The following is a 21,920-nucleotide window of genomic DNA, read 5'->3' on the forward strand; positions in this document are numbered from 1 at the left end:
GGGAATCCTTCCTGGTGCGGTCAGCTGAGACCGACTCAGATGTCGAGGAAGCGGACGTCCTTGGCGTTGCGCTGGATGAACTGGCGCCGGGCCTCGACGTCCTCGCCCATGAGCACCGAGAACAGCTCGTCCGCCTGGGCGGCGTCGTCGAGCGTGACCTGGCCGAGGACCCGGTGGTCCTGGTCCATGGTCGTGATGCGCAGTTCCTCGGCGTTCATCTCGCCGAGACCCTTGAAGCGCTGGATCGAGTCCTCCCGGACGCGCTTGCCGTTCTGCCGGCCGAGCTCGATCAGGGCGTCGCGCTCGCGATCCGAGTACGCGTACTCGAAGTCGTCCCGGCCCCACTTGATCTTGTAGAGCGGGGGACGCGACAGGAACACGTGCCCGGCCTCGACCAGCGGCCGCATGAAGCGGAACAGGAAGGTCAGCAGCAGGGTGTTGATGTGCTGACCGTCGACGTCGGCGTCCGCCATCAGGATGATCTTGTGATAGCGGAGCTTCGAGATGTCGAAGTCCTCGTGCACACCCGTGCCGAAGGCCGAGATCAGCGCCTGGATCTCCTGGTTCTGCAGGATCTTGTCGATCCGCGCCTTCTCCACGTTGAGGATCTTGCCGCGGATCGGGAGGATCGCCTGGTACTGCGGGTTGCGGCCGGACTTGGCCGAGCCGCCGGCGGAGTCACCCTCGACGATGAAGATCTCGCACTTGGTGGGGTCGTTCGACTGGCAGTCGCTCAGCTTGCCCGGCAGGGACGCCGTCTCCAGGAGGCCCTTGCGGCGGGTCAGGTCACGCGCCTTACGGGCCGCCACGCGCGCGGTGGCCGCCTGGATGGACTTGCGGATGATGTCCGCGGCCTCGACCGGGTTGCGGTCGAGCCAGTCCGTCAGGTGCTCGTGGACGACCTTCTGCACGAAGGTCTTGGCCTCCGTGTTGCCCAGCTTGGTCTTGGTCTGGCCCTCGAACTGCGGCTCGCTCAGCTTGATCGAGATGATCGCGGTCAGACCCTCGCGGATGTCGTCACCCGTGAGGTTGTCGTCCTTCTCACGGAGCAACTTCTTGTCGCGCGCGTAGCGGTTGATCAGACCGGTCATCGCGGCGCGGAAGCCCTCTTCGTGCGTACCGCCCTCGTGCGTGTGGATGATGTTGGCGAAGGAGTACACACCCTCGCTGTAACCGCTGTTCCACTGCATCGCGACCTCGACGGACAGGAGCTTGTCCTTGTCCTCGGCCTCGAAGTCGATGACGGACGGGTGCACCACGTCCCCCTTGCGGGAGTTGAGGTGCTTCACGAAGTCGACGATGCCGCCCTCGTAGTGGTACGAGACGGCCTTGACCTCGTGCTTCTCGTCCTCGCCGGCCTCGTCCGCCCCAGCGGTGGCCTTCGCCGACTCGCGCTCGTCGGTGAGGTTGATCCTCAACCCCTTGTTGAGGAACGCCATCTCCTGGAAGCGCCGCGAGAGCGTCTCGAAGGAGTAGTGGGTGGTCTCGAAGATGTCCGGGTCGGCCCAGAAGGTGACCGAAGTGCCGTGTTCGTCCGTGGCCTCGTGCTTGGCGAGCGGGGCGGTCGGCACGCCCAGCTTGTAGTCCTGCGTCCAGCGGTGACCGTCGGTCTTGACCTCGACGGCGACCTTCGTCGACAGGGCGTTCACCACGGAGACGCCGACGCCGTGCAGACCGCCGGAGACCGCGTAGCCGCCGCCGCCGAACTTGCCGCCCGCGTGCAGGACGGTCAGCACGACCTCGACGGCCGGCTTGCCCTCGGACGGCACGATGCCCACCGGGATGCCGCGGCCGTTGTCGACGACCCGGACACCGCCGTCGGGAAGGATCGTCACGTCGATGGTGTCCGCGTGCCCGGCCAGGGCCTCGTCGACGGAGTTGTCCACGACCTCCTGCACGAGGTGGTGCAGGCCGCGCTCACCGGTCGAGCCGATGTACATGCCGGGCCGCTTGCGGACCGCGTCCAGCCCTTCGAGGACGGTGATGGCGCTGGCGTCGTACGCCGAGGGCGAGGCCTCGGCCGTTCCGGCCAGGGCCTCGGTGGACGGGATGTTCTCGTTGGGGTTGCCGGAATCGGCCACGAAGCGCCCTTTCTGGCACAGCACAAGCCAGGCTCTTGGCGGGTTTGCCGGAGCGGCTGCGGCATGTTGCGGTGGAAGCCTTTGTCAGCGTTGCACAGTGTTTCCGAAGCGGTCCCCACGAATGGGGCGGGATTAGCTTCCAGTCTACCGGTAGCGCCGACAGTGATGGGGGTTTGCCGGTACCTGAGTCCGCATGTGCCGCCCTGAACCGGTCTCTCCCGACTCCCCATATGCGGAGCGGGGCTCCAAGAGGCTCACAGCGGCACTCAGCGCTTCCGGGTGTCAACCCTTTGCTACTCCCGGGTCAGGTCGACATTCGCATCCGCACGCGAACGTCGACGCAGGAGCACGCGGGCGCCCGGCGACGCCCCGAGGACCGCCGGTCACGGGCTGGGGAAGAGCCTGGAAATGTGACTACGGTCACCCGTAGGTATCGCCGGGACCGGTGCTTCCCGGGGCCCGCAGGGGGCCGTAACGCGGAGCGGAGCCGGCGGGGCCGTGGACCTTGAGGAGCCGCACGGTGCCCTGCCCGAGGTCCTCGTTGAGCCTCGCGACCAGCTGCGGGGCGAGGAGGCGTACGTTCGTCGCCCAGGCCGTCGAGTCGCACCGCACGTGCAGCACGCGCTCGTCCTCGTCGTACCGCTCCGGCACGCATCGTCTGGCCAGGTCGTCGCCGACGATCTGGGGCCAGCGGCCCATGACGCCGCCGACGGCGGCCGGTGTTTCCCAGCCCCGCTCGGTGATCAGCCGGTTGATGGCGGGACCGAGCGGCATCGGGTCGCGCCCGTCGGCACGCGCGCCGGAGCGCAGCCCGCCGCCACGTCGTGCCTGCTTCTGCTGCTGGGTGACTTCGCCACGCGCGCGTGCGGCCTCCTTCGCGGCGCGCAGCGCCACGCGCGCGAGGTCCACACCGGAGGGCTCGGGCGGCTTGGGGGTTCCCTCGGATCCGCTCATGCGCGCTCCACCGTCCCGTCGGACACGGTGTACCGCGTCCCCGTCAGTACGTCCGGTACGTCGTCGTCGACCGCGGCGGTCACCAGGACCTGCTCGCCCGGCGCGACCAGCTCCGCCAGACGCTCCCGCCGACGGGTGTCCAACTCGGCGAACACGTCGTCGAGGATCAGCACCGGCTCGTTGCCCTCGGCCCGCAGCAGGTCGTAGGAGGCGAGCCGCAACGCCAGGGCGTACGACCAGGACTCGCCGTGGGAGGCGTAGCCCTTGGCCGGCAGCTGACCGAGTTTGAGGGTCACATCGTCTCGATGGGGTCCCACGAGCGTGACGCCCCGCTCGATCTCCTGCTTGCGGCTCTCGGAGAGGGCCGCCGTGAGCTGCTCGTACAGCTCCTCGCGCGCGTGGCCGACGAGACCGGGCGAGGAGGGCTTGTACTCCAGACCGACCGGGCCGCCGCCGGGTGCGAGCTGCTCGTACGCCTTGTCGGCGAGCGGCTGGATCGCGGCGACCAGATCGAGGCGCTGGGCGAGCAGCTCGGCGCCCACGCGCGCGAGGTGCTGGTCCCACACGTCGAGCGTGGACAGGTCCATGGAGCGGCCGCCGTGCCGACGTGCCAACGCGGCTGTCTTGAGGAGGGTGTTGCGCTGCTTGAGGACCCGCTCGTAGTCGGAGCGCACACCCGCCATGCGCGGGGCCCGCGCGGTGATCAGTTCGTCGAGGAAGCGCCGTCGCTCACCGGGGTCGCCCTTGACCAGCGCGAGGTCCTCGGGCGCGAACAGCACCGTTCGCACGATGCCGAGCACATCGCGTGGCCTGACCTGTGAAGACCTGTTGATGCGGGCCCGGTTGGCCTTGCCCGGGTTCAACTCCAGCTCGACCAGCTGCTGCCGTTCGCCCTGCCGCACCTGGGCCCGGATCACCGCGCGGTCGGCGCCCATGCGGACCAGGGGCGCGTCCGAGGAGACCCGGTGGCTGCCGAGGGTCGCGAGATAGCCGACCGCCTCGACCAGGTTCGTCTTGCCCTGCCCGTTGGGACCCACGAACGCGGTGACGCCCGGGTCGAGCGGGACCTCGACCCGGGCGTACGAGCGGAAGTCGGCCAGCGACAGGTGCGTGACGTGCATGGTCGGGTGCCGACCTCCCCCAGGGTTGTGGACCACCGTGCGGCCCTGTGGACGACTTCTCGTCGTCCGTGGTGTGCTCGTTCTTCTCTTCTGTGCCGCGCGTCTTCTGTGCCGCGCGCTGCTTCTTGCCGTGGGCTACTTCTTCTCGACCGCGTGGCCGCCGAACTGGTTCCGCAGCGCCGCGACCATCTTCATCTGCGGCGAGTCCTCCTGGCGCGACGCGAACCGCGCGAAGAGGGAGGCCGTGATCGCGGGCAGCGGCACGGCGTGGTCGATGGCGGCCTCCACCGTCCACCGGCCCTCACCGGAGTCCTGCGCGAAGCCCTTCAGCCCGTCCAGGTGCTCGTCCTCGTCGAGGGCGTTCACCGCCAGGTCGAGGAGCCAGGAGCGGATGACCGTGCCGTCCTGCCAGGAACGGAACACCTCGCGGACGTCCGTCACCGAGTCGACCTTCTCCAGGAGCTCCCAGCCCTCCGCATAGGCCTGCATCATCGCGTACTCGATGCCGTTGTGGACCATCTTCGCGAAGTGACCGGCGCCGACCTTGCCAGCGTGCACCGCGCCGAGATCGCCCTCGGGCTTCAGCGCGTCGAAGACGGGGCGCACCTTGGCGACGTTCTCCGCATCGCCGCCGTACATCAGCGCGTAGCCGTTCTCCAGGCCCCAGACCCCACCGGAGACACCACAGTCGACGAAGCCGATGCCCTTGGCCGCCAGCTCATCGGCGTGCTTCTCGTCGTCCGTCCAGCGGGAGTTTCCACCGTCCACGACGACGTCACCGGGTTCCAACAACTCGGCCAGCTCGTCGACGGTCGACTGGGTGGCGGCGCCTGCCGGGACCATGACCCACACGACCCGCGGGCCCTTGAGCTTGCCCACAAGCTCTTCGAGGCTGTGGACATCGGCGAGATCCGGGTTCCGGTCGTATCCGATGACGGTGTGGCCCGCGCGGCGTATCCGCTCGCGCATGTTGCCGCCCATCTTGCCGAGGCCGACGAGACCGAGCTCCATCAGTTGTTCCTTAGGTTGCGACGTGGCAGGAGGGCACCTGAACTGCGTACCCACGCACGAGCCTAAACCCGGACGCTCACGCACACCTGTGGGCATACCCGCTCATAAGTACACCCCTACCTGCGGCTTCGTGCCGAGGGCCCGCTGGATCACCGGGCCCCACAGCGCTGTGGACAACTTCCGCGGCCAAACCGCGGTGTCATCCGGCCGGTCCGGCCGGTCAGCCGCTGAGCCGCACCGGCATGATCAGGTACTTGTAGGCCTCGTCCGCCTCGGCGTCCACAGCAGGCTTGCCGCTGAGCAGGGCAGGCTTGGTGGACGTCGTGAACGACAGCTGGGCCACCGGGGAGTCGATGGCGCTCAGGCCGTCCAGCAGGAACGTCGGGTTGAAGGCGATCGAGATGTCGTCGCCGTCCAGCTGGGCGTCGACCCTCTCCACAGCCTGTGCGTCGTCGCTGGAGCCCGCCTCCAGGATCAGCACGCCCTGTTCGAAGCTCAGCCGCACAGGGGTGTTCCGCTCGGCGACGAGGGCCACACGCTTCACGGCCTCGACGAAGGGCGCGGTCTCGATGACGGCCACGCTGTTGAACTCCGTCGGGAACAGCGTGCGGTACTTCGGGAGGTCTCCCTCCAGCAGCCGCGTGGTCGTACGGCGGCCCGCGCCCTCGAAACCGATCAGACCTTCGCCGGAGCCCGAGCCGGAGAGCGCCAGGATGACGCTGTCGCCGCTCGTGAGGGCCTTGGCGGTGTCCAGGAGCGTCTTGGCGGGCACCAGGGCGACTGCGGACGCCTCGGGGTTCTCCGGCTTCCACAGGAACTCGCGGACCGCGAAGCGGTAGCGGTCGGTGGAGGCGAGCGTGACCGTGTCGCCCTCGATCTCGATGCGCACACCGGTGAGGACGGGCAGCGTGTCGTCGCGGCCCGCGGCGATGGCGACCTGGGCTGCGGCGGAGGCGAAGACCTCTCCCGGGACGGTGCCCGTGGCGTTCGGCATCTGCGGCAGCGCCGGGTACTCCTCCACAGGCAGTGTGTGGAGGGTGAACCGGGAGGAGCCGCACACCACCGTCGCCCGTACACCGTCTGTGGAGATCTCCACAGGGCGGTTGGGGAGGGCGCGGCAGATGTCGGCGAGAAGGCGGCCGGAGACGAGCACCGTGCCCTCCTCGTCGACCTCGGCCTCCACCGACACGCGTGCGGAGACCTCGTAGTCGAAGCTGGAGAGGCTCAGCTGGCCGTCCTCGGCCTTCAGAAGGAGGCCGGCGAGGACAGGCGCCGGCGGACGGGCCGGGAGGCTGCGTGCCGCCCAGGCAACTGCCTCCGCGAGTACGTCGCGTTCCACCCGGATCTTCACTGTTGCCGCCTCCTGCTGTTGCCGGCGCTTCTCGCCCTGCCTGGCTTCGTCGTCTGTCTCGGTGTCGCTGGCTCCTGTGACGGGAAGGACACCGGGGAACAGTCTGACGCACACCACTGACACTCGGAGCCGCTCGGGGTCAAGTCGTGACGAGGCGCGGTCAGGCAGCGAAGAGCGAGTTGTGCACAGGACCCACTTCGAAACGGATTCCCAGCTCTCTCTAGTTGGGAGTAGTAGTAGGGCCTGTGGAAACCGTGGATAACCCCGTTTTCGCAGCTCAGACAGCAGATTTTGTCCACCGTGCCTGTGGGTGGAGGCGGTGGACAACCAGGGGTATCTGTGGAGAACAGAAAGTTCTGCACACACCGTGCACAGCCGCAGGGCACTTCTCCCCAACGGCGTCCCCAGGTTTACCCGTCTTTCCCACAGCCCAACCAGGCAACTTCATGTGACGCCTTTCACTCGACACGGTGAGGAGGCACCTGGGCTTGCCGAACAGTGGACAGGCATGTGGAGAAGCCGACGATCACTGGGGACAACCGGCCACAGCCTGTGGGGCGTCGGTGGACAACTCCGTCCACAGTCTGTGGATCCTCGCTTTGTCCACAGCCTGTGGAGATCTTTCGTCCACGGATCCACAGGCGGGTGACCTGGACCGATGATCTCGCGTCGGCTCGCCTTGTGGACACGATCTGTATAACTTCCCGGTCCCCAGGGTGTGGACGGGAGAAAGTCCCCGAATCTGTGGAGGAAGGCCGTAACGCCGCAGGTAATCGAACACCTGATGACGGGACGGCGACGGTGGGGACCCCCTCGGAGTCGGCCGCACCCGTCCAGGAAGACGGGCCGCGGCGCTCAGGAGATGGGCTGAAGCGCCCCACGAGGCGGCCTGAAGCCGTCCAGGAACGCCGAAGGCGCCCTCGGGAACTCGTCCCGGGGCGCCCTCAGTGACGTATGACGGTGTTCTCCATACGTCAGGCAGCGGTGTGGTCGGACGGGCAGTCGGCTGGGTCGTCAGCCGTTCTTGATGCGGTTCGTCAGCTCCGTCACCTGGTTGTAGATGGACCGTCGCTCGGCCATGAGCGCGCGGATCTTGCGGTCGGCGTGCATGACGGTGGTGTGGTCCCGGTTGCCGAACTGCGCGCCGATCTTGGGCAGCGACAGGTCGGTCAGCTCACGGCACAGATACATCGCGATCTGGCGGGCCGTGACGAGGGCGCGGCCGCGCGAGGTGCCGCACAGGTCCTCGACCGTGAGCCCGAAGTAGTCGGCCGTCGCGGCCATGATCGCGGTGGCGGTGATCTCCGGGGACGCGTTCTCGCCGCCCGGGATCAGGTCCTTCAGGACGATCTCGGTCAGCCCGAGGTCCACCGGCTGCCGGTTGAGCGACGCGAACGCCGTCACCCGGATCAGCGCGCCCTCCAGTTCGCGGATGTTGCGCGAGATACGGGACGCGATGAACTCCAGTACCTCCGGCGGGGCGTTGAGCTGTTCCTGCACCGCCTTCTTGCGGAGGATCGCGATCCGCGTCTCCAGTTCGGGCGGCTGGACGTCGGTGATCAGACCCCACTCGAAACGGTTCCGCAGCCGGTCCTCCAAGGTGACCAGCTGCTTGGGAGGCCGGTCGCTGGAGAGCACGATCTGCTTGTTCGCGTTGTGGAGCGTGTTGAAGGTGTGGAAGAACTCCTCCTGCGTCGACTCCTTGTCCGCCAGGAACTGGATGTCGTCGACGAGCAGGATGTCCATCTCGCGGTACCGCTTGCGGAAGCTGTCGCCCTTGCCGTCGCGGATGGAGTTGATGAACTCGTTGGTGAACTCCTCCGAACTCACGTACCGCACGCGCGTGCCCGGGTAGAGGCTGCGCGCGTAGTGCCCGATCGCGTGCAGCAGGTGCGTCTTGCCGAGGCCCGACTCCCCGTAGATGAAGAGGGGGTTGTACGCCTTGGCCGGCGCCTCGGCGACCGCCACCGCGGCCGCGTGGGCGAAGCGGTTCGAGGCGCCGATGACGAAAGTGTCGAAGAGGTACTTCGGGTTCAGGCGTGCCGTCGGCTCACCCGGACCGGGGGCCGGCGCGGGCTGCGCCGCCAGCGGGCCGGGCGCACTGCTGGCCGGCCCGCCCCGGTGCACGTGTCCCGAGCCCGGCGGTGGGTCGGGAAGCTCACGCCTGTCCGGTCGTGGGTAGTCGGAGTCGGCACCGGGCCGGTTGTAGTCGCCGCGGGGCTGGTCGTAGTCGGGGCGCCCGGAGTCGTACTCGGAGCGCTGGTCGTACGGTGACCGGTCCATCGGCTGCGAGCGGTAGTCCGACGATGGCGAAGCGTAGGGGTCCCGATCGGGGAACCCGAGTCTCTGCTGCTGCCAGCCGTAGTCGTCCTGCGAGGGCCGCGGCCAGGCGCCCGGCTCGGGCCGCTGGTACTCGGACGGATACGCGGGACGCGCGGTCGGAAGCTGATCCGACCGGCCGGTGGGCATCTGGTCCGTGCGCGGAGGCGGCAGCAGGTCGCCGGGGCCGCTGCCCAGCTGTTCGCCGCGTCCCGGGCCACGGTCGTCGGCCCGGTGGCGCCCGTACCCCTCGTAGGGGTCACGCCCCTGGCTGTCGTATCCGTTCGGATTCTCGTAGGCGTTCTGCTTCTCGTACCCGCCGCGACCCTCGCGCCCCTGGCTGTCGTACGTGTCCCTGCCGTCGTAGGACTCACGGTTCTGGGCCGGGACGGACGGGAGCTCGGGCTCCTCGAAGCGGTGCTGGACCGGCGGGGGCGGGGGCTCGCCCACGGAGCTGTCGACGGTGATGGCGATACGGATCGGGCGGCCGCACTCCCGGCTCAGGGTCTCGCTGACGATCGGTGCGAGGCGGCCCTCGAGTACGCCCTTCGCGAACTCGTTCGGGACGGCGAGAAGTGCCGTGTCCGCGACCAGAGCGAGCGGCTGGCAGCGCTTGATCCAGCGCTCGTCCTTCACCTCGACACCTTGGCCCCGGCCCTCACCCAGGAGCTTTTCCAATACGCGTGGCCACACTGCGGCAAGATCGGCAGGTACGTCAGCCACAGGGCACGCTCTCTCACAGGTCCCACGAACGTGTGGTTCTGGGACAGGTCGGTTTGGAACTCGGGTGGGGCACTCGAGACGAGGTGCTGCTGAGCGGGTCGGGTCCCAACAGCCAAAGGAAAGGGAACGAATCGGAGTTCAGTCACGGTAGTCACGGCGACCGGTACGGTTCAAGTTGTTGTCCCCAGCCTGTGGATAGTGTCTCCCCGTGACCTCTGGTTTGACCGGATGGCGTAGCCGCGCGTACCGTAACCAGGTCGAGTTGTCGATGGCTGCTGCCGCCTGCCTCCGATGGGCACAGATCGCGTCAGGTGATCGGACAGCGGTGCACTCGGGCGTTTATACGAGCTACTCGTGGGCGCACGGTGACAGCCAGGACGGCACCCGCAAACACCGATTTCTTTCTGGAGCCCCCGAGTGAGCAAGCGCACCTTCCAGCCGAACAACCGTCGTCGCGCGAAGACCCACGGCTTCCGCCTGCGGATGCGTACCCGTGCCGGCCGCGCGATTCTCGCGAACCGCCGCAGCAAGGGTCGCGCCAGCCTGTCCGCCTGATCCAGATCAGGTCATGACGTCGTGCTGCCTACCGAGCATCGGCTGAGGCGGCGCGAGGACTTCGCGACCGCGGTACGACGAGGACGCAGGGCCGGACGCCCTCTCCTCGTCGTTCACCTACGTAGCGGTGCCACGGACCCGCACGCGCCTGGGGAGAGCGCTCCCCCGACGCGTGCGGGTTTCGTCGTGAGCAAGGCCGTCGGTGGTTCGGTTGTTCGCAACAAGGTGAAGCGCAGGCTTCGTCATCTGATGCGCGATCGAGTCGCCCTGTTTCCCCCCGGTAGCCTGGTAGTCGTACGAGCGCTGCCCGGATCGGGTGACGCCGACCACGTACAACTGGCCCAAGACCTGGATGCCGCCATAGGGCGGCTGCTGGGAGGGGGCGCGCGATGAAGTACCCGCTGCTGGCGCTGATCAAGCTGTACCAGTGGACGATCAGTCCGCTGCTCGGGCCGGTGTGCAAGTACTACCCGTCGTGCTCCCACTACGGCTACACGGCCATCGACCGGCACGGTGCGATCAAGGGAACGGCACTCACTGCCTGGCGCATCCTGCGGTGCAATCCGTGGTCGCTCGGCGGTGTGGACCATGTCCCGCCGCGCAAACGGCCACGGTGGCACGAGATGTTGCGTGGCGCCTGGCGTGCACGCAAGGGCGGGACCTCCGCCGCCGAACCGGCCACCGAGGGGCAGGCCTCCTCGGGCCCGGCCGCAGAGACCCCGTCCCATGCCCAAGGAGCATGATTAGTGGACACGATTGCCAGCCTCTTCAGCTTCATCACGACACCTGTCTCCTGGGTCATCGTCCAGTTCCACAGCGTGTACGGCGCCCTCTTCGGCGCCGACACCGGGTGGGCCTGGGGCCTGTCCATCGTGTCCTTGGTGATCCTGATCCGTATTTGCCTGATCCCGCTCTTCGTGAAGCAGATCAAGGCGACCCGGGCGATGCAGACGCTGCAGCCCGAGATGAAGAAGATCCAGGAGCGCTACAAGAACGACAAACAGCGTCAGTCCGAAGAGATGATGAAGCTGTACAAGGAGACGGGCACCAACCCGCTCTCCTCGTGCCTTCCCATCCTGGCGCAGTCACCGTTCTTCTTCGCCCTCTACCACGTGCTCAACAGCATCGCGAACAACGACACCATCGGTGTCATCAACGAGAGCTTGCTGGAGAGCGCGCAGAAGGCACACATCTTCGGTGCCCCGCTGGCCGCGACCTTCACGGACACCGCCGCCGAGGCCCAGGCACTCGACGCTTCGATCACCACGGTCCGCATCGTCACCGCGATCATGATCGTCCTGATGTCGGCGTCGCAGTTCTACACGCAGCGTCAGCTGATGACGAAGAACGTCGACACCACGGTGAAGACGCCCTTCATGCAGCAGCAGAAGATGCTGATGTACATCTTCCCGATCATGTTCGCCGTCTTCGGCATCAACTTCCCGGTCGGTGTCCTCGTCTACTGGCTGACCACCAACGTGTGGACCATGGGCCAGCAGATGTACGTCATCCACAACAACCCGACGCCGGGTTCCAAGGCGCAGGCCGCCTACCTGGAGCGACTCTTCAAGCACGTCACGCACCACGGCAAGACCCGCGGCCGCGGCGAGCGCGCGATCGTCAAGGCGATCGTCGCCAAGGGTCGTGACCGCAACGAGTACGAGCGGAAGTTCATCACCGGCCTGAGCAAGGAGGGTCTCGCGGCCCAGGCTGACGGCACCGTCATCAAGAGCGAGGCCTCGGCCGTCGCCACGGCCGAGGACGGTACGCCGGCGACCCCCAAGCGTCAGCAGCCCAAGCGCCAGACCAAGGCCCAGCGTCAGTCCGGTAGTGCGAAGACCGCCGACGAAGCCGAGCCGAAGACCGAGCCCACCTCGCTGAGCAAGTCGGACGAGCCGGAGGACGCCAAGCCGGCGGCCGCTGCCAAGAAGGCCGCGCCCAAGCCCGGTGCCGGTGGCCGCAGCAAGGCTCAGTCCGGTCAGCGCAAGGGTCAGCAGCGCCCCAAGTCCCCGTCCAAGAAGTAAGAAGGAGTCCATCCCGTGACGGAAGGCACCACCTCCGCCGCCTCCGAGGGTGGCGACACCCTGACCCGCCTGGAGCAGGAGGGTGAGATCGCTGCGGACTACCTGGAAGGTCTGCTGGACATCGCCGACCTGGACGGCGACATCGACATGGACGTCGAGGCCGACCGTGCCTCTGTCTCGATCATCAGCGACTCCGGTAGCCGCGATCTGAACAAGCTCGTCGGCCGTGAGGGCGAGGTGCTTGAGGCGCTCCAGGAGCTGACGCGCCTGGCCGTGCACCGTGAGACCGGGGACCGCAGCCGTCTGATGCTGGACATCGCCGGTTACCGGGCCAAGAAGCGCGCCGAACTCTCCGAGCTGGGGGCCAAGGCGGCGGCCGAGGCCAAGAGCACGGGCGAGCCCGTGAAGCTGCAGCCGATGACGCCCTTCGAGCGCAAGGTCGTGCACGACGCGGTCAAGTCCGCCGGTCTGCGAAGCGAGTCCGAGGGCGAGGAGCCCCAGCGCTTCGTCGTCGTCCTGCCTGCCTGATTCGGTACGTACGCTTCTCCGGCCCCGTCTGCCTGCAGGCGGGGCCGAACTTTGTCAGCCTGTTGTTCTGGTGTCAGCGCACAGTGCGCTCTTGCGGTACGGAAGGACGGTCCCCGTGACGGAGGCAGCGGAGCTCCCCCCTGCGCCCGAGCAGGCGCGCGACGTATTCGGCGATCGCTACGCTGATGCGGTCCGATACGCCGAGCTCCTGGCTGAGGCGGGAGTGCAGCGCGGGCTCATCGGCCCGCGGGAGGTACCCCGCCTGTGGGAGAGGCATCTGCTGAACTGCGCGGTGCTCTCCGAGGTCGTGCCCGAGGGGGTGACGGTGTGCGATGTCGGCTCCGGTGCCGGACTGCCCGGTATCCCGCTGGCCCTTGTCCGGGACGATCTGAAGATCACGCTGCTGGAGCCCCTGCTGCGGCGCACGAACTTCCTGACCGAGGTGGTTGAACTCCTGGGACTCGACCATGTGACCGTTGTCCGTGGCCGAGCTGAGGAAGTCCTCGGGACGCTGCAGCCGGTTCATGTGGTGACGGCGCGAGCGGTGGCGCCACTGGACCGACTGGCCGGCTGGGGCATTCCGCTGCTGCGCCCGTACGGAGAGATGCTGGCGCTCAAGGGCGACACCGCGGAGGAGGAGCTGAAGAGCGCAGCCACCGCCCTGAGCAAGCTCGGCGCGGTAGCGACCTCCATCCACCATGTGGGCGAGGGTGTGGTCGATCCGCTGTCCACAGTGGTCCGTGTGGAGGTCGGGGAGAGCCCGGGTGGCGTGCGTTTCGCGGCGAAGCGGGCGAAGGCTGCGCGGACAGGGCGGGTACGGCGTCGCCGCTAGGTATCGATCTGGACGTTCGCTGATCCGTCCTGACGACGAGTCGTACTCCACACAAGCTTCCAAACCTATGCATCTCGGAGTGTCGCGCGAGCGTGGCCTCTGCCGCTGGGCATCGTGTTTCACGTGAAACGTCGCTCACTGCTGCACGGCATCATCAGCCGTGGCCGCGCTGCGGCCGAACCGCGCGACCGGAAGCCTCTTGGGTCACTCGGAGAGGTAACGGGGTTTTCCACAGAGGTGGAATTCTCCACAGAACACCAGGCCTCACTGGTTCACGACCCCGAAGGCATGGGAGGCTCTGTTCATTGCGAGCCTGAAGTCGAGGAGAGTGAATCCTTGCGGTCCGACGCCAACATCGCGGGACCGATGACCGATCCGGTCCCCGGTCCCCGTACCGAGTCGATGGGGGAGGATGTTTCACGTGAAACACCGCCCCCGATGGACGACACTCCCATCGGTCGTGCTGCCCAGCTGGCGGTAGAGGCTCTGGGGCGTGCCGGTGAGGGACTGCCTCGGCCCGAGCAGACCCGAGTCATGGTCGTCGCCAACCAGAAGGGCGGCGTCGGAAAGACCACGACAACGGTCAACCTTGCCGCTTCGCTGGCTCTGCACGGCGCCCGTGTCCTCGTGGTCGACCTTGACCCTCAGGGCAATGCGTCCACCGCGTTGGGGATCGATCATCATGCCGAGGTGCCGTCCATCTACGATGTGCTGATCGACAGCAAGCCGCTGTCGGAAGTCGTCCAGCCCGTTCCCGATGTGGAAGGTCTCTTCTGCGCCCCCGCCACGATCGATCTCGCCGGTGCGGAGATCGAGCTGGTGTCGCTGGTGGCACGAGAGAGCCGACTGCAGCGGGCGATCCAGGCGTACGAGCAGCCCCTGGATTACATCCTCATCGACTGTCCGCCCTCGCTCGGTCTCCTGACGGTGAACGCATTGGTTGCCGGCCAGGAAGTCCTCATCCCGATCCAGTGCGAGTACTACGCGCTGGAGGGCCTCGGCCAGCTGCTCCGCAACGTCGACCTGGTACGGGGGCACCTCAACCCCGTCCTCCATGTGTCGACGATCCTGCTCACCATGTATGACGGCCGGACGCGCCTGGCGTCCCAGGTCGCCGACGAGGTGCGCACCCACTTCGGCGAAGAGGTGCTGCGGACGAGCATTCCTCGCTCTGTCCGGATCTCCGAGGCGCCTAGCTATGGGCAGACGGTGCTGACTTACGATCCAGGATCGAGCGGTGCCCTGTCCTACCTTGAGGCGGCACGAGAAATCGCACTGAAGGGCGTGGGCGTAGGGTACGACCCGACGCACGCCCACATTGGTGCTCAGAACAATCCGAGTGTGGTGGAGGGGATCCAGTGAGTGATCGACGGAGGGGGTTGGGCCGTGGTCTGGCCGCACTGATCCCAGCGGCCGCGACGGGCGAGAAGGAGGCTCCGACAGCTGCTGCACCCGCCGCCACCCCACCGGCGTCTGTCTTCGTTCCCGAGCGTGGGGTGGCGGCTTCGAAGCTGGCCACGCTCCCGCCTGTTTCACGTGAAACAGAGGAGCTGTCGCCTGATGCCGCAGGCGAACTGCCCACGGCACCTATCGGCGCCTACTTTGCCGAGCTGCCTCTCGACTCCATCACCCCGAACCCGCGCCAGCCCCGAGAGGTGTTCGACGAGGATCTGTTGCAGGAGCTCGTCACCTCCATCAAGGAGGTCGGCCTTCTCCAGCCCATCGTCGTACGGCAAGTGGGCCCGGCCCGCTACGAGCTCATCATGGGTGAGCGGCGCTGGCGAGCCTGCCATGAGGCCGAGCTCGACGCGATCCCGGCGATCGTACGGGCGACGGACGACGAGAAGCTTCTGCTGGACGCGCTCCTCGAGAATTTGCACCGCGCTCAGCTGAATCCGCTGGAAGAAGCCTTCGCCTACGACCAGCTGCTCAAGGACTTCAACTGCACGCATGACCAGCTGGCGGACCGAATCGGTCGCTCGCGCCCTCAGGTTTCCAACACCCTGCGTCTGTTGAAGCTTTCGGCGGCGGTGCAACGTCGTGTGGCAGCCGGTGTTCTCTCCGCCGGGCATGCGCGGGCGCTGCTCTCCGTCGAGGACTCAGAGGAGCAGGACAAGCTTGCTCACCGCATTGTGGCCGAGGGCCTCTCGGTGCGAGCGGTTGAAGAGATCGTCACCCTCATGGGGTCGCGCCCGAAGAGCACGGCACGGTCCAAGGGCCCACGGGCCGGCTCCGTGCCCTCCCCGGCACTCGGTGAGCTCGCCACCCGACTCTCGGATCGTTTCGAAACGCGCGTGAAGATCGACCTGGGGCAGAAGAAGGGCAAGATCACCGTGGAGTTCGCCTCCACGGAGGATCTTGAACGGATCCTGAGCACTCTCGCTCCCGGCGAGAAACTCGCTCTCCAGAAGAGTCTCCTGGACGACACCTCGGAGGAGCCGGAGGTCTGACCCTCCGATTCGCAGGTCAGCCCTCGGCTCGTCGACCACATGAGCGGGCTGTGTCCGATGTATACCGGACACAGCCCGCTCTTTGCTTTGAGGCGGTATCTAGGCAATCGCATCGTGGATACGATGCGATTGGGTATGGCGCATCGACCTGGCGGATCTTTGTGGAGAGGCGGGCCATGCGAACCGTGAGCCGTTCCGGACTGGTCACAGCAGGCCTGGGACTCGGGGCCGTCGGCGGATTCGTCGGCAGTCTGCTCAGGGAGCGGAGCGCTCTGACAGCCGCTCGCGACGCTGCGGGCGAAGGAAGCGAGGAACAGCCTTCATGGGCCGTCGGCTCGTACCGCTCACGCTGGACAACCTTCAGGACCTTCCCAAGCGCTGTCGCTCGTGTGTCTTCTGGGAGTTGGACCCAGTCAGCGGCGAAGCTGCCGTAAAGGCAGGGACTCCCGCCCTCGAGAAGGAAGCGTGGATCTCAGCCGTCCTGCTGGACTGGGGGTCCTGTGGTCGGGTCGTCTACGTGGACGAGGTACCGGTGGGCTTCGTGCTGTATGCGCCTCCGGCTTATGTGCCTCGCTCCACAGCGTTTCCCACGAGTCCGGTATCCCCTGACGCCGTCCAGTTGATGACCGCCTTCATCATGCAGGGGTACCAGGGCCAGGGGCTGGGGCGTGTGATGGTCCAGACCGTTGCCAAGGATCTACTGCGACGGGGCTTCAAAGCGATCGAAGCCTTCGGAGACGCCCGCTGGAAGGAACCGGCGTGTGTTCTTCCCGCCGACCATCTGACGGCCGTGGGCTTCAAGACGGTGCGGCCCCACCCCACTTATCCCAGGCTGCGGCTGGAGCTCCGAACGACGCTCTCCTGGAAGGAGGACGTCGAGCTGGCGTTGGACCGGCTTCTGGGTGCCGTGCAGAAGGAGCCGGCGCTGCGGCCGCTTTAAAGGCCAAGGGGCCGACCCTCCTGGGTCGGCCCCTTCGTGTTTCACGTGAAACATCACTCGGCGATGAAGTCCTCAAGGTCCCGCACGATCGCTGCCTTGGGCTTGGCACCGACGATGGTCTTGGCGACCTCGCCACCCTGGTAGACGTTCAGCGTCGGGATGGACATGACGCCGTACTTGGCGGCCGTGGCCGGGTTCTCGTCGATGTTGAGCTTGACGATCTCGATCTTGTCGCCGTACTCCTGGGCGATCGCTTCGAGGGACGGCGCGATCTGGCGGCACGGACCGCACCATGCGGCCCAGAAGTCCACCAGGACGGGCTTGTCGTTCTTGAGGACGTCCTGCTCGAAGGAGTCGTCGGTCACGTTCTTCAGGGTGCCGGCCACTGAGGGCTCCTAACTGGTTGGTGCGGTGGGGTGGACGGGGTCAGACGGTGGTCTTCTCGGGCTCGGCGACCTGGTCACCGTCGGCGAGGGCGGCCAGGAAACGCTCGGCGTCGAGGGCGGCGGAGCAGCCGGTGCCGGCGGCGGTGATCGCCTGACGGTACGTGTGGTCGACGACGTCGCCAGCGCCGAAAACACCGGACAGGTTCGTCCGGGTGGACGGGGAAGCCACCTTCAGATAGCCCTCGTCGTCCAGGTCGAGCTGACCCTTGAAGAGCTCGGTGCGCGGGTCGTGTCCGATCGCGATGAACAGGCCCGTCACCGGCAGCTCGGACGTCTCGCCCGTCTTGAGGTTGCGCAGCTGCAGACCAGCGAGCTTCTGGTCGCCCTGGATCTCGGCAACCTCGCTGTCCCACACGAAGGAGATCTTCGGGTCGGCGAACGCACGCTCCTGCATCGCCTTGGAGGCGCGCAGGGTGTCCCGGCGGTGGACGATGGTCACGGACTTGGCGAACCGCGACAGGAAGGTGGCTTCCTCCATGGCGGTGTCGCCGCCGCCGATCACGGCGATGTCCTGGTCCTTGAAGAAGAACCCGTCACAGGTGGCGCACCAGGACACACCGCGGCCGGAGAGGGCGTCCTCGTTGGGCAGCCCGAGCTTGCGGTGCTGGGAGCCCGTGGTGACGATGACGGCCTTGGCGCGGTGCACGGTGCCCGCGGTGTCCGTGACGGTCTTGATCTCGCCGCTCAGGTCGACGTCGACGATGTCGTCCGGAACGAGCTCGGCACCGAAGCGCTCGGCCTGGGCGCGCATGTTGTCCATGAGATCAGGGCCCATGATGCCGTCCCGGAAGCCGGGGAAGTTCTCCACCTCGGTGGTGTTCATCAGCGCGCCGCCTGCGGTGACGGCGCCCTCGAACACCAGCGGCTTCAGCGACGCGCGCGCGGTGTAGAGCGCTGCCGTGTAGCCGGCGGGCCCTGAGCCGATGATGATCACGTTACGGACGTCGCTCACGGCTTGATTCCTCGTCTCTGGAGACTGCTGCGTACTGCCGGTGGGAGCTGCTCTCGAAACTCTCACCCCACCCAACGGATCCTAAGGGGCGCGCATTCCCGGTGTGTCCGGGCACACGAAGGCGCGACCCCGTCATGGGGTCGCCGAAGGTGGAACAGTGCGGAGACAGTCCTCAGGGACGGGCGTAGGTTCGTTGCACGAGAACGTCGCCAGCGGGTTCCGAAGGCTTCTCCAAGCACGAGGCGTCGACGACGTAAGCGGTGACGCGTGAGTCGTCGGAGCGGTCGGGCAGCAGCACGAGGTACGCCTCAGCTCCCCGGTACGTACCAGGCTCGGAAGCGATCGCACCTGTGGTGTCTCCGATGCCTTTCGCGATGCAGCCGGGCACGTCGGTGGTGAGAAACGTCTTCGTGCCTTTGTCCGGTGATGCCGCAGTCCCGAAGGAATCCTGTTCGGGAAGGCCTCCGCTCTCGGTCTTGCCCAAGAGATCTTTGACCTGCTTCTCCAGCTTGACGCCGGAGAAGGTGTCGGAAGCTGTGGCCGGAGGGCTGTCGTCCTCACCGATCGACTGGACGAGAACAGCACCGAGGCCCAGGGCCGCGATCGCGAAGACGGCACCGATGACTGTCCTACGACGGCCGCGCCGCTTCTGGCTCGTGCGGCCCGGGCCGGTGGACGCGCGTGGATGACCGGCGGGACGATCCACAGCAGGCGATGTTTCACGTGAAACATGCGCGCCGTTCTCGCTCGCAGTGGTGCGTGAGACATCTGCGAGCTCTTCGGTCGTCTCGCTTCCGGGCGCCGTGGCGTTCAGCAGAGCCTCGGCGGCCAGGGCGGCGTCGATCCTTCCCGCTACGTCGTCGGGCATGCGGGGAGGCCCTGGCAAGGTCCCGAGGAGGCTGCGGATCTCCTCCAGCGAGGCGTAGACGTCGGAGCAGAGAGGGCACTCGTCCAGGTGTCGACGGACATCCGCAGTGCGGGCAGGAGGCAGAAGACCCTCGCTGAGGTCGGAGATCTCCGTGACTTCCGGGTGCCCGGCCGTGTCGGTCGTGGATGTCACGCTCGCCCACCTCCGCCCTTCACAGCAGCTGAATTGCTTGGCCCTGCATCATGTGCTCCCGCTGCGGGTGGGACGGATGTCCCCTGCGCCCGGTTCCTTCCCCGCTCCGACTTTTTGCCGCCCTCCCCCTCGCCATCCGCACGGAGATGGGTCAGGAGCGGCAGAAGTCTGGCTCTGCCACGGGCGCAGCGGCTCTTCACTGTGCCGGTCGGCACATCGAGGATGCGTGCGGCCTCCGCGACGGGGTAGCCCTGCATGTCCACCAGGACGAGCGCCGCCCGTTGATCCTTCGGCAGGGTGCCCAGGGCTTCCAGCAGCTGGCGGTGCAGATCATTGCGCTCGGCCGGGGCGGACGCCGACTCGTGCGGCTCCAGGAGCTGCTCCAGGCGTTCGGTGTCGTCGACGGGCGACGTCTTGCGAGAGGCGGTCTTGCGGGCGCGGTCCAGGCAGGCGTTCACGGTGATGCGGTGCAGCCAGGTCGTGACGGCCGATTGGCCGCGGAAGGTGTGGGCGGCCCGGTAGGCGGACACCAGAGCGTCCTGGACGGCGTCAGCGGCCTCCTCGCGGTCTCCCAGGGTCCGTAGCGCCACCGCCCAGAGCCGGTCCCGGTGCCGCCGTACGAGTTCGCTGAAGGCGTCGGGGTCGCCCTCGACATGGCGGGCCAGGAGATCCTGATCGCTTACCCCGCTGTGGTCAGCGATGTGCGCCATCGGACCCCCCCTCCTCGGTGAACTCTCAGCCCATGAACTTCACGTCGGTGATCGCCTGCTTGTAGCCGGGGTCGCTGTACTCGTCGCCGTCTGCCTTGGGCACATCCGTGAGCCAAACGAGAACGTACCGGGTCTTCACCGACCTCTTGGCGGAGATCTTGAGCTCCGTCCCGGTTGTCTGGTTTGTGGCGATCTTCGTCATGGAACTGAGCGGGGCGGACGACGACAGTGAGTCGGCCGCATAGAGCGTGGCCGTTGTGTGGTCGCCGGAGTAGTACAGCCCTATCGAGGCCGCCGACACCTCCTGCGCCGAGCCGAGGTCGTAGACGATGCCTACGCCTTGCTTGTAAGGAGCCAGCGTGGGACCGCCCTTGAAGGAGTAAGTCCGCCAATACGTCGACCCGCTGCTGTCGTACGTCAAGCCGACATCGCCCGGGTGCTGAGCCTTCCCGTCCGGGTAGTACTCCGCAGCGCCCTTGATACTGAGCGTCGTGACGGGCTTGGCCTTGTCGGTGCCCTTGTCGCTGCCGTCGGTCTGCTGGCTCGTGTCCGGCTCGCTGGACTGGCCCCCCCGTCCCATCAGCGCGTCGGCCAGCTGCCAGCTGCCAAGACCGAGGGCGGCGATCAGCAGGGCCGAGACGGCCCACTTGAGGGCTTTGCCGGTCCGGCTCTGCAGCGGGGCAGGCGGAGTCTGCAGGGGCTGCGTGATGCCGGCTTGGGGGGACTGACGGCCGTACGTGCCCTGCTGGTACGTCGTGTGCTGGTAGTCGGGCGGCGCGGTGAACGCGGGCTCCGGCGGGCGGATGCGGGGCATCTCACCGATCGCCTTCACCAGTTCCTCCGGCGTCGTGCACGGAGACTCATGGCGGGAGGCGGTGGCACCGTCGTTGACGAGCGCCCGCATGGACAGCTCCGACAGCCCTCGGTGGACGCCTGCACGGACTTGGTCGGGCGCGATGAGACCGACGCCCTTGGGAAGGCCGGAGAGGCCGTGTGCGTCGTTCTCGTACGGCCACCGCTGGGTGAGCGCCGAATACAGCAGCGCACCGATCGCCTCGGTGTCCGTGCGCTGTGGGGTGTCCGAGGCGATGCCGCGCAGCGCGGCGTTCACCGCGAGACCGCGAATGCGCCACTGGCCGGCGGCGGAGCGCAGCACCGCACTCGGGTTGAGCCGCAGGTGTGAGAGGCCCTCCCGGTGCGCGGCGGCCATGGCGTGGGAGATCTGCGTGACCATCTGGTACGCGTCATGCGGTTCCAGGGGACCCGAGGCCAGCAGAGTCGTCAGTTCCGTGGCGTCGGGCAGCCATTCGTGCACCACGTACACGAGGTCGTTCTCCTCGACCGCGTCCAGCACCTGGACGAAGCGGGGATCACCGAGCAACGCCGAGGAGCGGGCCGCCGCCAGCACGGAACGAGCGCGCGCGTGGTCGGCGGGCAGCACATGCACCCCGACTGCGCGGCGGAGTTTCTCGTCCACGGCACGCCAACTACTGAAACCGTCCAGACGGGTGACGCACTCTTCGAGGCGGTAGCGCCTGGCGAGCTTGTGGCCGCTGTGCAGTTCGGGCGGTGTCGTCTTCGAAGGGCTTTCGGTACCGCTCCCCTGTGCCTCTTCGCTCGCCGAGCTTTCCGTGTCCCGCTCCCGGTTCTGGGCCTCCCCGTCGGCCGTGGACTGGTCCGCTTGTGCGGTCAGCGGCTCGTCGCCGCTGTTGTCTGCCACGTCGACGGCAGCCGTGCTCCGTTCCGCCACCGTCGTTCCTGCCTCCCCATCCGTTGAGCGTTCCAAGACGCCAAAGCCAATTGTGCCCACAGTCCGCCGCTATGAGCGACACGCGTCGGCGGACGATGGTTGTGCGCGTACCC

General features: G+C 67.3%; 20 protein-coding genes. 9 read left to right on the forward strand and 11 right to left on the reverse strand.

Annotated elements, in window-relative coordinates; genetic code table 11:
• Positions 1-35: 35 nt before the first annotated feature.
• The 6 genes from gyrB to dnaA form a co-directional block, all read right to left on the reverse strand.
• Positions 36-2,105: a DNA topoisomerase (ATP-hydrolyzing) subunit B gene (gene gyrB, locus K1J60_RS21890; RefSeq protein WP_220647681.1), complete on the reverse strand. Its 2,070-nt coding sequence runs from the start codon at positions 2,103-2,105 to the stop codon at positions 36-38.
• Between the two features lie 396 nt (positions 2,106-2,501).
• Positions 2,502-3,035 (reverse strand): DUF721 domain-containing protein, encoded by a 534-nt coding sequence (locus tag K1J60_RS21895; RefSeq protein ID WP_220647682.1) that lies wholly within the window; start codon positions 3,033-3,035, stop codon positions 2,502-2,504.
• On the reverse strand, positions 3,032-4,156 hold the full coding sequence (gene recF, locus K1J60_RS21900; protein ID WP_220647683.1) for a DNA replication/repair protein RecF: 1,125 nt from the start codon (positions 4,154-4,156) through the stop codon (positions 3,032-3,034). The genes K1J60_RS21895 and recF overlap by 4 nt, the downstream gene beginning before the upstream one ends.
• A 135-nt stretch (positions 4,157-4,291) precedes the next feature.
• Positions 4,292-5,167: a phosphogluconate dehydrogenase (NAD(+)-dependent, decarboxylating) gene (gene gnd, locus K1J60_RS21905; protein ID WP_220647684.1), complete on the reverse strand. Its 876-nt coding sequence runs from the start codon at positions 5,165-5,167 to the stop codon at positions 4,292-4,294.
• A gap of 220 nt (positions 5,168-5,387) precedes the next feature.
• Positions 5,388-6,518: a DNA polymerase III subunit beta gene (dnaN, locus tag K1J60_RS21910; protein ID WP_220647685.1), complete on the reverse strand. Its 1,131-nt coding sequence runs from the start codon at positions 6,516-6,518 to the stop codon at positions 5,388-5,390.
• 1,014 nt (positions 6,519-7,532) lie between these two features.
• Positions 7,533-9,560, reverse strand: coding sequence for a chromosomal replication initiator protein DnaA (dnaA, locus tag K1J60_RS21915; RefSeq protein WP_220647686.1), 2,028 nt, complete (start codon positions 9,558-9,560; stop codon positions 7,533-7,535).
• 417 nt (positions 9,561-9,977) lie between these two features.
• On the opposite strand from dnaA, the gene rpmH reads away from it, so the two are divergent.
• The 9 genes from rpmH (at position 9,978) to K1J60_RS21960 (ending at position 16,889) form a co-directional block, all read left to right on the forward strand.
• A complete protein-coding gene (gene rpmH / locus K1J60_RS21920) occupies positions 9,978-10,115 on the forward strand; it encodes a 50S ribosomal protein L34 (protein ID WP_005482975.1) in 138 nt (45 codons plus the stop codon).
• A 21-nt stretch (positions 10,116-10,136) separates the two neighbouring features.
• On the forward strand, positions 10,137-10,508 hold the full coding sequence (gene rnpA, locus K1J60_RS21925; RefSeq protein ID WP_220647687.1) for a ribonuclease P protein component: 372 nt from the start codon (positions 10,137-10,139) through the stop codon (positions 10,506-10,508).
• Complete coding sequence (gene yidD, locus K1J60_RS21930) at positions 10,505-10,858, forward strand: membrane protein insertion efficiency factor YidD (protein ID WP_033530651.1); 354 nt, start codon at positions 10,505-10,507, stop codon at positions 10,856-10,858. Before rnpA ends, yidD begins: the two co-directional genes overlap by 4 nt.
• Before the next feature lie 3 nt (positions 10,859-10,861).
• Positions 10,862-12,139 carry a membrane protein insertase YidC gene (gene yidC, locus K1J60_RS21935; RefSeq protein ID WP_220647688.1) on the forward strand — a complete coding sequence of 426 codons (1,278 nt, stop codon included), beginning with the start codon at positions 10,862-10,864 and terminating at the stop codon, positions 12,137-12,139.
• 15 nt (positions 12,140-12,154) lie between these two features.
• Positions 12,155-12,667, forward strand: a complete 513-nt coding sequence (locus K1J60_RS21940; RefSeq protein ID WP_215456962.1) for a Jag family protein — start codon at positions 12,155-12,157, stop codon at positions 12,665-12,667.
• 115 nt (positions 12,668-12,782) lie between these two features.
• Complete coding sequence (rsmG, locus tag K1J60_RS21945; protein WP_220647689.1) at positions 12,783-13,499, forward strand: 16S rRNA (guanine(527)-N(7))-methyltransferase RsmG; 717 nt, start codon at positions 12,783-12,785, stop codon at positions 13,497-13,499.
• Between the two features lie 288 nt (positions 13,500-13,787).
• Positions 13,788-14,861 carry a ParA family protein gene (locus K1J60_RS21950; RefSeq protein ID WP_078853556.1) on the forward strand — a complete coding sequence of 358 codons (1,074 nt, stop codon included), beginning with the start codon at positions 13,788-13,790 and terminating at the stop codon, positions 14,859-14,861.
• The gene (locus K1J60_RS21955) at positions 14,858-15,949 is read left to right on the forward strand and encodes a ParB/RepB/Spo0J family partition protein (protein ID WP_220647690.1); all 1,092 of its coding nucleotides are present in this window, start codon (positions 14,858-14,860) and stop codon (positions 15,947-15,949) included. Before K1J60_RS21950 ends, K1J60_RS21955 begins: the two co-directional genes overlap by 4 nt.
• A gap of 322 nt (positions 15,950-16,271) precedes the next feature.
• On the forward strand, positions 16,272-16,889 hold the full coding sequence (locus tag K1J60_RS21960; protein WP_033530657.1) for a GNAT family N-acetyltransferase: 618 nt from the start codon (positions 16,272-16,274) through the stop codon (positions 16,887-16,889).
• A 53-nt stretch (positions 16,890-16,942) separates the two neighbouring features.
• Here K1J60_RS21960 and trxA read toward each other — a convergent pair whose 3' ends face one another.
• From trxA to K1J60_RS21985, 5 genes are all read right to left on the reverse strand, one after another.
• On the reverse strand, positions 16,943-17,275 hold the full coding sequence (gene trxA, locus K1J60_RS21965) for a thioredoxin (RefSeq protein ID WP_045558506.1): 333 nt from the start codon (positions 17,273-17,275) through the stop codon (positions 16,943-16,945).
• Between the two features lie 40 nt (positions 17,276-17,315).
• Entirely contained in the window at positions 17,316-18,287 is a 972-nt protein-coding gene (gene trxB, locus K1J60_RS21970; RefSeq protein WP_033530658.1) for a thioredoxin-disulfide reductase, read from the reverse strand.
• Positions 18,288-18,459: 172 nt separating this feature from the next.
• Positions 18,460-19,347, reverse strand: a complete 888-nt coding sequence (locus K1J60_RS21975) for an anti-sigma factor family protein (RefSeq protein WP_220647691.1) — start codon at positions 19,345-19,347, stop codon at positions 18,460-18,462.
• A complete protein-coding gene (gene sigM, locus K1J60_RS21980; protein ID WP_220647692.1) occupies positions 19,344-20,057 on the reverse strand; it encodes an RNA polymerase sigma factor SigM in 714 nt (237 codons plus the stop codon). Before sigM ends, K1J60_RS21975 begins: the two co-directional genes overlap by 4 nt.
• Positions 20,058-20,082: 25 nt before the next feature.
• On the reverse strand, positions 20,083-21,807 hold the full coding sequence (locus K1J60_RS21985) for a protein kinase family protein (RefSeq protein WP_220647693.1): 1,725 nt from the start codon (positions 21,805-21,807) through the stop codon (positions 20,083-20,085).
• Positions 21,808-21,920: the final 113 nt, after the last annotated feature.

Origin of the sequence: Streptomyces akebiae (genome assembly GCF_019599145.1) — a bacterium.
GTDB classification, from domain to species: Bacteria; Actinomycetota; Actinomycetes; order Streptomycetales; family Streptomycetaceae; genus Streptomyces; species Streptomyces akebiae.